This is a genomic window from Oxobacter pfennigii (genome assembly GCF_001317355.1).
GTDB classification, from domain to species: Bacteria; Bacillota; Clostridia; order Clostridiales; family Oxobacteraceae; genus Oxobacter; species Oxobacter pfennigii.
In genome coordinates, this window is record NZ_LKET01000008.1 from 1 (window position 1) to 10727 (window position 10727).

10 protein-coding genes and 1 pseudogene are annotated in these 10727 nt (G+C 37.6%); 8 read left to right on the top strand and 3 right to left on the bottom strand.

What is annotated here, in order from left to right:
- The 4 genes and pseudogenes from OXPF_RS22935 to OXPF_RS00445 all read left to right on the top strand — a co-directional run.
- Positions 1 to 142: pseudogene (locus OXPF_RS22935) on the top strand (methyltetrahydrofolate cobalamin methyltransferase); the annotation flags it as partial.
- Positions 143 to 286: 144 nt separating this feature from the next.
- On the top strand, positions 287 to 511 hold the full coding sequence (locus OXPF_RS00435; protein ID WP_054873249.1) for a hypothetical protein: 225 nt from the start codon (positions 287 to 289) through the stop codon (positions 509 to 511).
- A gap of 162 nt (positions 512 to 673) precedes the next feature.
- Positions 674 to 2227 (top strand): histidine kinase N-terminal 7TM domain-containing diguanylate cyclase, encoded by a 1554-nt coding sequence (locus tag OXPF_RS00440; RefSeq protein ID WP_054873250.1) that lies wholly within the window; start codon positions 674 to 676, stop codon positions 2225 to 2227.
- Between the two features lie 95 nt (positions 2228 to 2322).
- Entirely contained in the window at positions 2323 to 2799 is a 477-nt protein-coding gene (locus OXPF_RS00445; protein ID WP_054873251.1) for a hypothetical protein, read from the top strand.
- Here OXPF_RS00445 and OXPF_RS00450 read toward each other — a convergent pair.
- Positions 2796 to 3911, bottom strand: coding sequence for an amidase domain-containing protein (locus OXPF_RS00450; protein ID WP_054873252.1), 1116 nt, complete (start codon positions 3909 to 3911; stop codon positions 2796 to 2798). The genes OXPF_RS00445 and OXPF_RS00450 overlap by 4 nt on opposite strands.
- Before the next feature lie 169 nt (positions 3912 to 4080).
- On the opposite strand from OXPF_RS00450, the gene OXPF_RS00455 reads away from it, so the two are divergent.
- The 3 genes from OXPF_RS00455 to OXPF_RS00465 all read left to right on the top strand — a co-directional run bounded on the left by OXPF_RS00455 (position 4081) and on the right by OXPF_RS00465 (position 8503).
- Positions 4081 to 6237: a Tex family protein gene (locus tag OXPF_RS00455; RefSeq protein WP_054873253.1), complete on the top strand. Its 2157-nt coding sequence runs from the start codon at positions 4081 to 4083 to the stop codon at positions 6235 to 6237.
- A 331-nt stretch (positions 6238 to 6568) separates the two neighbouring features.
- Positions 6569 to 7729 (top strand): amidohydrolase, encoded by a 1161-nt coding sequence (locus tag OXPF_RS00460; RefSeq protein WP_054873254.1) that lies wholly within the window; start codon positions 6569 to 6571, stop codon positions 7727 to 7729.
- Positions 7730 to 7750: 21 nt separating this feature from the next.
- A complete protein-coding gene (locus tag OXPF_RS00465; RefSeq protein WP_054873255.1) occupies positions 7751 to 8503 on the top strand; it encodes a fumarylacetoacetate hydrolase family protein in 753 nt (250 codons plus the stop codon).
- 43 nt (positions 8504 to 8546) lie between these two features.
- Here the strand turns inward: OXPF_RS00465 and OXPF_RS00470 are convergent, their stop codons facing one another.
- Positions 8547 to 8975, bottom strand: a complete 429-nt coding sequence (locus OXPF_RS00470) for a YaaR family protein (protein WP_054873256.1) — start codon at positions 8973 to 8975, stop codon at positions 8547 to 8549.
- Between the two features lie 129 nt (positions 8976 to 9104).
- Between OXPF_RS00470 and OXPF_RS00475 the strand changes: the two genes are divergently transcribed.
- On the top strand, positions 9105 to 10124 hold the full coding sequence (locus OXPF_RS00475; protein ID WP_054873257.1) for a nucleoid-associated protein: 1020 nt from the start codon (positions 9105 to 9107) through the stop codon (positions 10122 to 10124).
- Between the two features lie 60 nt (positions 10125 to 10184).
- Here OXPF_RS00475 and OXPF_RS00480 read toward each other — a convergent pair whose 3' ends face one another.
- Positions 10185 to 10421 (bottom strand): hypothetical protein, encoded by a 237-nt coding sequence (locus OXPF_RS00480; protein ID WP_160317116.1) that lies wholly within the window; start codon positions 10419 to 10421, stop codon positions 10185 to 10187.
- Positions 10422 to 10727 lie beyond the last annotated feature (306 nt).

The following is a 10727-nucleotide window of genomic DNA, read 5'->3' on the forward strand; positions in this document are numbered from 1 at the left end:
TTCGGCCATAATGGATCCTTGCAACAGAGATATGATGGCATCCCTTTTAGCAACTGAAGCTTTACTAGGAAGAGACAGATTCTGCAGAAACTTTACCAATGCTTACCGTAAAAATAAAATAGGGCCTTTAAAAGAGCAGTAAAAACAAATTCGCAAAATTAAGATAAAACATACAAGTGAATAAATTTCATTTCTAATAAATATCCCTGAACAGCAAATTACTGGAATATTTACACCTTAAGAATAATAAGTAAATATTATCATCAATGAAGGGGAGATTAGGAAGATGAAATTTACTTTGGAATGTAAGGTATGTCCATGTGTTAAGTTTACGGAAGACGATGTTAGATATTGTGTATTTCGTAAACCGGGAGGGGTTGTGGTAATACGTGACGATCCCGATAAGTGCGTCTTTATTGAAGAGACCAGTATAATTTATAAAAATATACTGGAGCAATATGAGACATACAGAGCGCACAAATCCATAAAGATAATACATAAGGAAGCCTGACAGCTTCCTTTTTAAATTTCTTGGGAAGTAATCTTCATAAATTCAAATCTAAAGAAATTTATAGCCGGGATAAAATTTTATGTTTTATATAATTAAAGAGTACGCTTGTGGTAAAATATTTTTAGCGGATAGTTTTGCCCCAATAGTGAGAGAGGAATGACGATGAAATTAAACTATCTTTTTAGCTCTATATTAATTATAAGTACAATTATAATGATGGGAATATGGATTTATTCGTGGAGAAGACGCAAAGGGACGATGGCATTAAATTCCACTGCCGTCATGCTTGCTGCGTCCTTATATTCCCTTGGCTATGCCTTTGAGATTGTGAGTACAGACATTGAACAAATTCAATTCTGGCTTAAAATTGAGCATCTTGGCTCAATATTCCTGCCCATATTCTGGCTCATTATGACTATGCAGTATTTGGGTTATACAAAATACATGAACAAGGGCATATATGTACTTTTATTTACCATTCCTGTAATCTCTCTTATTTTCTATTATGTAAATGGTTGGCATCATCTGTTCTATACAGATATATTTATAAGTGAGCATTTACCTTTCCCAGTTGTCATGGTTGAAAGAGGTGTATGGGGCTGGATATGTATCATATATTCTTATTTAGCCATAGCTGTAGGTGTGGCTTTATATATTATTATGTTCAAAAGATCTGCGCCCTTAATAAAAAAGCAGGTATTATTTATGCTTTTTGCAGCATTAGCTCCTTTGATTTTAAATATGATATATGTTTTTGGGGGTTTTGCTCATCATATTGACTTAAGCCCCTTGGGTTTTATGATTTCTGGTCTATTCTATTGTATGATTATATTAAAATTCAACCTTCTAAGGCTTACTCCCATTGCTTATGAAAAGGTATTCAAATCAATGAAGGATGGAGTAATTGTACTTGATGATGAAAACAATGTCATAAATTATAATAATTCGGCTAAAAACATTATAATTGAGCTAAATTATAATTCCAGTATTGGGGAAAAATACAGCTACCTTTTTAAAAGATATCCTGAAATAATCGATATTTTGGAAAGAAAAGCGGAGACAGACAATATTCAAGCCAGTATAGTAAATGAAAAAGGAATAAAACACTATAATGTTTCATTATCCTTTATTAAAAACAGAAGCTTAAACAACCTGGGCAAGATAATTACTATAAGAGATGTCACCGAGCAGGTTGATATGATGCAAAAATTAGATATGCTTGCTTCCACCGACGAATTAACTAAGCTGTATAACAGAAGACAATTTTATCAAAAATGCGAAATTGAGATTGAGAGGGCAAAAAGATATAATCGCCCGCTTACCATAGCTATTTTTGATATAGACCATTTCAAGCAGATAAATGATACCTATGGTCATCATGTAGGTGATTTGGCATTGAAAAACATAGCGGATATTTGTAAAAAAAGCGTGCGTACCAGCGATATAATTGCCAGGTACGGTGGCGAGGAATTTGCACTTTTATTGCCAGAGACTAATTTTAAGGATGCCCTGCGCACCGTTGAAAGGCTCAGAGTGGCAATAAGCAAGGAGGATTTGGAGGTTGACGAAAACAAAATAAACGTCACCGCAAGCTTTGGAATATGCAGCCTGGATCTTGAATCCAATCAGAGCTTGTCGGATTTGATTATAAAAGCTGACAGAGCCCTGTATGATGCAAAAAAATTGGGAAGAAATAAAACTGTTTCTTATAAATAACCGTATTTTAAAATTGAGAAATAATTATTGGTTCTGTACAAAGATTAAGTTATAATGATTCCATGAAATAACTATAGATGGTTAAGGAGAATATTATGGTCCGCTACGTAAAAACGTTGGATGAATTGGTTGAAATAGTAGACAGAGATTTAAGCGGAAAAAATGCCGTATGCCCTGTGTGCAAGCATAAAATAGGAACTGTAGGCATTCCCGACATAGATTTAGGTCTCGATAACCTTAATTTCATGGAATTCAAGCATGCCGGAGTTTTTTGCACTAACGGGCATTGTATTATTTCTATGGAAGTAAAAGAAAAAGATGATGATATAAAAAGGCCTGACACCAATGAAAAGTGCAGGCTTCATATCGAAGATTTAGGAATAAAGGTTTTTGAAGTCATGAAGCTTATTAAGCCATATCTTGGCATCGATGAAGCAATCCCCAATTCTCAGCTCTACTGGGCCCTTATGAATAAGGAGAAGCCTGCTTACACCGAGCCCTTGCCAAGAAATGTTGCCTATGATTTAATGGAAGACCTTCAAAAACTGGGCGCCAGGGTAAGAATGGTCTAGTCGTTTATTCTAAGCAGCCAGAAATTGACGCCTTTATCTCCCCAGCCTAAATCCCAGGGGACGTGGTATCTGTCATTGGTATGGGAGTTTACCAAGGGAATTCCCTTTGAGTCAATTGCCGTTACTATAGATACATGAACTATATCCCCTTTTTTCTCATAAGAGATTATATCCCCCGGGGATATATTTTTTATTGAGTTAACCACCTTGTCGTATTTACCCTTTGCCACCAATCGCGCTCTGCCGGAATAAAGAAGGCTTTGAGTAAAGGAACCTGCATTTACCCATGCCCTGCTGCCGCTTCCTTTATAATACTTCCAGTTTCCGCCCATCCTAAGGCCTCCGGCGTTCTTATCCGAAAGAGCTTGTGATGCAAAATTGGCGCAGTCGCCGCCTAAGTCTGCATAATTTCTATATTTGGTGTTATATTTGTATCCGTCGTCTAAGTCCCAGTTGGCGCCGCTGTATTTATCCGCATATTCAACGGCTTTTTCCCTGTTATACTTTACCTTTGCATAGGCTGTGGAAGTTTCAATTGCCACATCGGGAAGAGGTGCATCCGTTCCTGCCACCTGAGTATCCTCAAGAGGGTCGCTGTACCAGTCAACGGTTACATACCAGTTATCATCCCTGTTAACCAGTTTTAAGGTATGCCGTGTACCTAAGGAGAATTCATTTATTGTCTCAGGGAGATCTTTATATATGTAGGATAGCTTTGTCCTGACACTCATATATATCCTGACGGAATCCTCCCCTTTTTTTATACTGAATATTTTAAATTTATACTGGCAGTCTTTAAATTCTATGCCTCGGGCTTCTGCCCACTGCTTAACCAGCTTGATTCGTGTTACCTCATGCTCATAGGACCATCGGCCATAGGTGGAGGTCTTATCAAACTGACCCTCTACCAATGAGGGGTCGCCCTTGACTAAGGCCGCACATCTTTGCGTAAAGTAATTATCAAGCACTGCAACGATGTCTTCATTACCAGTTAGTAAATTTATAACTTTATCATATCCATAGGATTCAGACCAGTAAAAAATCAAAAAAACTGCAGCCGCTGATATAACGGCAATGGCGTATTTAATTTTAATTTTTTTTAATATATTCATAATCCCTCGCTAAAATTGAGATATCTAAAAAATTATATGAACTTTACGATGAACTAATGCAAATTCAATATTAGTTTTGCTTTTGCACATCTTAATTATGCGGATATTGTATATGAAAGGTGCTAAGGTTATACTATAATAGATTGATTTTTAGGCAGGAGGTAAATAAATGGCGAATTTGACAAAACAGCTGGCGCTGGAGCTTGGAATTAAAGACTGGCAGGTTGAGAATACCGTCGCTCTTATAGATGAAGGGAACACCATACCCTTTATTGCAAGATACAGGAAAGAAAGGACAGGAGAGCTGGACGATACTATATTAAGAAAGCTGGATGAGAGGCTTAAATATTTAAGAAATCTTGAGAACAGGAAAGAGGAAGTAATCCGTTTAATAGATGAACAGGGAAAGCTTACTGAAGAGTTAAAAGCAAAAATTGAAGTAGCCGATGTGTTAAACGAGGTGGAGGACTTATACAGGCCCTATAAACCAAAGAAAAGGACAAAGGCCATTATTGCAAAGGAAAAGGGTTTGGAGCCATTGGCGGATATATTGCTTGCCCAGGATATATATGAGGGGAGTATAGGTGATATTGCAAATCCCTTTGTAAATGAAGAAAAAGGTGTTGGCAATTCAGAAGAAGCATTACAGGGGGCCAAGGACATAATTGCAGAAATTATTTCTGACAATGCGGAGTACAGAAAACTCATAAGGGATATTACATATAACGAAGGAATGATAATATCAAAGACATTAAAGCCGGATGAAAAATCCCCTTATGAAATGTACTATGATTTCAATGAGCCCGTTAAAAAAATTGCTCCTCACAGAATCCTTGCAATTAACAGGGGAGAAAAGGAGGAATTCCTGACCGTTAAAATAGAAGCGCCTGTTGAGCAGATAATGTTGAGGATGTATGCTGCCGTATTGAATAAGAAGGAATCCATAACCACAAATTATGTGAAAATGGCAGTTGATGATGGATATAAGAGATTAATAGCACCTTCAATTGAAAGAGAGATAAGGTCGGATTTGACAGATAAAGGAGAAGAGCAGGCCATAAAGGTGTTTGCTTCAAACCTTCACAGCCTTTTGATGCAGTCTCCCGTAAAAGGCAAGGTGGTTCTGGGATTTGATCCAGGCTTCAGGACGGGATGCAAAATAGCAGTGGTGGATGATACGGGAAAGCTATTAGACACCACAACTTTATATGTTACTGCACCGCAAAATGATATTGAGGGCTCAAGGAAAAAACTGAAGGAATTAATCTTAAAACATGATGTAGATATAATATCCTTGGGAAACGGCACTGCCTCCAGAGAGTCAGAGGAAGTAATAGCAGGGCTTTTACCAGAAATAGATAAGAAAATATATTATGTAATTGTAAGCGAGGCGGGGGCTTCGGTGTACTCTGCATCGGAACTGGCGGCAAAGGAATACCCGGATATAAATGTTTCGTTAAGAGGAGCCATCTCAATTGCAAGAAGGCTTCAGGATCCATTGGCAGAGCTGGTTAAAATAGATCCTAAATCCATAGGAGTAGGTCAGTATCAGCACGATGTCACACCTAAAAAATTGGATGAATCCTTAGGCGGAGTGGTGGAAGATGCGGTAAACAGCGTGGGCGTTGATTTGAACACCGCATCCCCTTCTCTTTTGCAGTATGTATCGGGAATAAACTCAGCCGTGGCTAAAAATATAGTTGAGTACAGAGAAGAAAACGGAAAGTTCAAAAGCAGGAAAGAGATCTTAAAGGTAAAAAGACTGGGAGACAAGGTTTACACCCAGTGCGCCGGATTTTTGAGGGTACCTGAAAGCAAAAATGTAATGGACAATACAGCGGTGCATCCCGAATCCTACGAAGTTACCGAAAAGCTTTTGAAGCGTTTAGGCTATACCTTGGATGATGTAAAAAATAAAAAAATGGCGTCAATTGATTCTGCGGTTTCTTTAATCGGTTTGAACAATCTGGCTCAGGAGCTTGATATGGGCGTTCCTACCCTTAAAGATATAATAAGCGAGCTTAAAAAGCCTGGAAGGGATCCAAGGGAGGACCTGCCAAAGCCCATCCTTATGTCAGGAGTTATTGAAATCACCGACTTAAAACCGGGAATGATTATGAACGGCACCGTAAGAAACGTTGCCGACTTCGGAGCCTTTGTGGACATAGGAGTCCATCAGGACGGACTGGTTCATATATCCCAATTAGCTGATAAATTCGTAAAGCATCCTTTGGATGTTGTAAAGGTAGGAGACATAGTAAAAGTAAAAATAATCGATGTTGACGTGGACAGAAAGAGGATATCCCTGACCATGAAAGAGATATAAATTAATAGAGCTGCTGCAAAATTCAAAGTAGTTTTGCAGCGGCTTTATCATTTATATGCTATCCTTAAGTTAATCACAGTATTATCCTACATATTCTTCAACATCGTGAGGGACAGGCGCCGATAAAAACACCTTAGGTTTACTCATGGTTAACCTCCTATGTATCATATAATTGATATTATTCAATATACCACTTTTATATATTTTATGAAATATCAATGATATTCAACAGTTTGTACAGGCTTCTGAATAGTGATAAAATGATATAGTAAAGAAAAATTCTTTGAAATCAGTGAGTGATACAGTAAGAATAACAAAAAGGGGGGCTTTTATGATACTTATAAAAAATGGAATTATAAATACAATGTCGGGAAAGAAATACGAAAAGGGCTGTGTGCTGATAGAGGGTACAAAAATAGTGGAGGTCGGAGAAAATATTTCGGCACCAAAAGGCGCTAAAGTAATTGACGCTAAAGGCATGTTTGTAATGCCGGGAATTATAGATGCCCATTGTCACATCGGCCTGTGGGAGGACGCCATGGGCTTCGAGGGCGCTGACGGCAATGAAATGACAAACCCTATAACGCCACATATGAGGGCAATTGACGGAATAAATCCGATGGACAGATGCTTTCAGGAAGCTTATGAAGCAGGAGTTACTGCTGCTATGACAGGTCCGGGGAGTGCAAATGTAATAGGAGGACAGTTCGCAGTAGTTAAAACCTATGGCAAAAGAGTGGATGACATGGTAATAAAGGCTCCTGCAGCCATGAAAATAGCCTTTGGTGAAAACCCAAAAAGAGTTTATCACTCCAAAAACCAGATGCCGGAAACCAGAATGGGTACGGCCGCCCTTTTAAGAGAAACTCTTTTAAAAGCCGTTGAATATAAAACAAAGAAGGAAAATGCCAAAGGTGATGCGGAAAAAATGCCGGCTGTAGATATAAAGCTTGAAGCGCTGCTACCCGTGCTTAACAGGGAAATACCGCTAAAGGCCCATGCCCATAGGGCGGATGATATGTTCACCGCTTTGAGGATTGCAAAGGAATTCAACCTTAAAATAACCCTGGATCATGTCACCGAAGGCCATCTGATAGTGGATGAACTGAAAAATGAAAATGTTTCTTTAATTGTAGGCCCAAGCTTTGGAGAAAGAAGCAAGATAGAATTAAAGGAGCTTTCCTTTAAAACTCCGGGAGTACTTTCAAATGCGGGAATGAAAATTGCTATTATGACAGATCATCCGGTAATACCGCTAAAGCACCTTCCTATGTGCGCTGCCTATGCGGTAAAGGATGGGATGAAAGAAGAAGAAGCATTAAAGGCTATAACCATAAATGCTGCACAAATACTCGGAGTGGATGACAGGATAGGCAGTTTAGAAAAAGGCAAGGATGCAGACATTGCCATATTTGACGGTAATCCATTAGAAATTAAGACAAAGGCATGCTATGTACTGATAAACGGCAATATAGTTTATGAAAGCAAATAATGAAACAATGGGGTGTATAATATGAAGCTTGTTCGTTTTGAGAAGGATGGCAAAGTGTCATACGGAAGTATTGAAAATGATAAAATTACTCTTATAGAAGGAGATATTTTCGGCAGTTTCAGCCTTACCAGGGAAATAATATCACTTGATGAGGTTAGGCTGTTGGCACCATGTACGCCAAACAAGGCCATATGCGTAGGATTAAATTACAAGGACCATGCAGAAGAGGTAAACATTCCGCTGCCTTCTTCACCCACTCTATTTATGAAACCTTCAACAACATTGATAGGTCCAAAGGATTATATAGAATACCCTGAAATGTCAAAGAGGGTGGATTATGAATGCGAGCTGGTTATAGTAATTAAAAAGGAAGCTAAAAATGTAAGTGCAGAACAAGCAAAGGATGTAATTTTAGGCTATACCTGCGGAAATGATGTTACTGCAAGAGACCTGCAGCCCTCCGACGGACAGTGGACTCTGGCAAAATCCTTTGATACATTCATGCCTTTAGGACCATGGATTGCGACAGATGTGAACCCTTATAACCTCAACATCAAAACTTACTTAAACGGTGAGGTAAAGCAAAATTCCAATACAAAGCACCTTATATTCGGATGCTTCGAGCTTGTAAGCTATATATCAAGAGTTATGACTCTAAAACCGGGAGATGTTATAATGACGGGAACGCCATCGGGTATTGCCGCCATGAACAAAGGAGACAAGGTGGAAATTGAAATTGAATCCATAGGTAAACTAGTCAATTATCTAAGATAAGAATTAAAATGCCTGCCCTGAAAAATAGGGCAGGCTTATATATTTACTGATAAATATCTATTAAAAGGCCTTCGATGCTGGTTATTTTGTTTACCACTTCAATAGTGCCTTTTTCATGTACGAGGATGGTATTTGCCAGCTCGTCAAGCTCCTTGTTTATGACATCAACAACAGTTGCGGGATTTCCGTTATACATGCTTCGAAGCTTTTTTATGCGGTAAGCATCCTTAAGTACCAAAGTAAGATATTCCTTTATATGTGCTTTATATTCCTGAACGGCAGTTACGCTGTGGGTTTCGATAATCCTTTTGCCCTTCTTTTTTATCTCTTCAAAGAGCCTTCCCAAGCGGTTTTCACTTTCTCTTTTATTTGCAGAGCTGAATTCCTCCGAAAAGTTCTTGTCTAATTTTTTATTGGTCACTACCGATCTTTGCTTCACTTGTTTATCCGATGATACTTTGGAAATTTCCATAGTTACCACCTCCTTAATACATTATGCCGGATGAGCCCTTCTAAAAATCATTATATCATAAAATTTGCTATGGAAATTTTATGATATAATGATTTCTGTAACATATTTTACATGATGAGAGGGATTGAATTGACAACAGAAGTAAATGTATATATAAAGAAAATCATAGTTCACATATTGGACAGTTCCACCGGTGTGCCGGTGCTGTCGGATTTGGAGCATCCTATGGACGATGATATAGATAAATTTTTAGTTAAGCACATATCAAAAGTGCTGAACGATGACAGTCTTAAAACCGCTTATTTTAAAAGTGATGAATGCAAATTTAAGATTTTGTCACAAAGCCTTGCAGCAAACAGGGCGGATTTTGTCCCTATAACCCAGGATGCAGCATCAACATTATTTAACATAATGGAAAGCAATGTGGATATACCGCCTGCCGACTTAGTATGCTGTCTTCTTGACATGGACGGAACAGATTACTTGGGTATTTTAAAATTTAATTACAGGCCTTCTTATATTCATTATGTTAAAGGAGATACCCAAACCAAGGTAAATTCAATTGTAAAGCAAAAGACATCCTTAGCAGGAGAAAATCAAAAGGTAGACGAATGTGCCCTTATTAATCTCGAGGATTTCAGTGTGAAAATAATAGAGAAAAAGTATGAGATAAACGGAGAAAAGGAATTTTATTTTTCTGATATCTACCTTGGATGCCGGGGAGAAATTTCAGAAAAACAAAAAGCCAAATTATTTAAGAAGGTTACGGACAATTTCAATAAAAAATTCTGCCCCGATGATATAGAAAAGTCTGCTGATATAAGGCGGGCAATTAACGAATATATAGATGAAAATGAAGAGATAAACGTAGAAAGAATTGCTGAATCTGCCTTTAAAAGAGCCCCTGATTTAAAGAAGGCATATATGGAGCATGCGGAAAAAGCCGGGTTGACATCCGCAAATATTGCAGTAGACCCGGAATATGGAGAGAAGATTTTTAAACGCCACAAAATTAAGACGGACACAGGTATAGAAATAAATCTTCCTGTAGACCAATACACAGACAGAGCAAAAATCGAATTCATAAACAATCCCGATGGTACCATATCCATAATTATTAAAAACATAAAAAAAATCACGGATTTATAAAAATACAATGCACAAATAAGTATTAATTGTTTGTGCATTGTATTTTTTAATTATAACTTCCTACTTATTCACAATTTCTATTATTCTTAAGATAAGCAATTTTGCTTCTTCATCTGATAATCCCAGGTTTTTAAGGGTAGTTAATACTTCAGTTTCATCCTCAATCTCTTTTAACTTTTGTTCATTCATAATATCCGGCGTGACACCCGGCTCATATATTCTCTGCTTAATCCCGGGAAAGAAATGTCCTGCATACCGGTCTGACCTCATCTGCAAATAAGGGCTATATATTGACATCGACTGCCGGTAGAAAACAGGACACTGAATATAAGAACCCGAACCAGGGCAAGGGTACATGTATTACCTCCGTTAATTTTAGATTACAATATATAATATGACGCGGAAAAAATATTGATAGGGTTACTCGGATTTTATATAAATAAAAATCTCAATAAATATAATTTTTTTAATTTTAAGTTATATAAAACCGTATGCACTCATAAAAATATATTGTCATTTATGCCTATAGCATAAATCATTTTTTTAAGGAGATGTTCCATATGAGTTTTTATTCCGGAAACCTAAAGGGAAACACCAATCTTT

Bases quoted from the DNA above. Each gene is read 5' to 3' on its own strand.
- OXPF_RS00435 (WP_054873249.1), top strand. From the start codon at position 287: ATGAAATTTACTTTGGAATGTAAGGTATGTCCATGTGTTAAGTTTACG.
- OXPF_RS00440 (WP_054873250.1), top strand. From the start codon at position 674: ATGAAATTAAACTATCTTTTTAGCTCTATATTAATTATAAGTACAATT.
- OXPF_RS00445 (WP_054873251.1), top strand. From the start codon at position 2,323: ATGGTCCGCTACGTAAAAACGTTGGATGAATTGGTTGAAATAGTAGAC.
- OXPF_RS00450 (WP_054873252.1), bottom strand. From the start codon at position 3,911: ATGAATATATTAAAAAAAATTAAAATTAAATACGCCATTGCCGTTATA.
- OXPF_RS00455 (WP_054873253.1), top strand. From the start codon at position 4,081: ATGGCGAATTTGACAAAACAGCTGGCGCTGGAGCTTGGAATTAAAGAC.
- OXPF_RS00460 (WP_054873254.1), top strand. From the start codon at position 6,569: ATGATACTTATAAAAAATGGAATTATAAATACAATGTCGGGAAAGAAA.
- OXPF_RS00465 (WP_054873255.1), top strand. From the start codon at position 7,751: ATGAAGCTTGTTCGTTTTGAGAAGGATGGCAAAGTGTCATACGGAAGT.
- OXPF_RS00470 (WP_054873256.1), bottom strand. From the start codon at position 8,975: ATGGAAATTTCCAAAGTATCATCGGATAAACAAGTGAAGCAAAGATCG.
- OXPF_RS00480 (WP_160317116.1), bottom strand. From the start codon at position 10,421: ATGTCAATATATAGCCCTTATTTGCAGATGAGGTCAGACCGGTATGCA.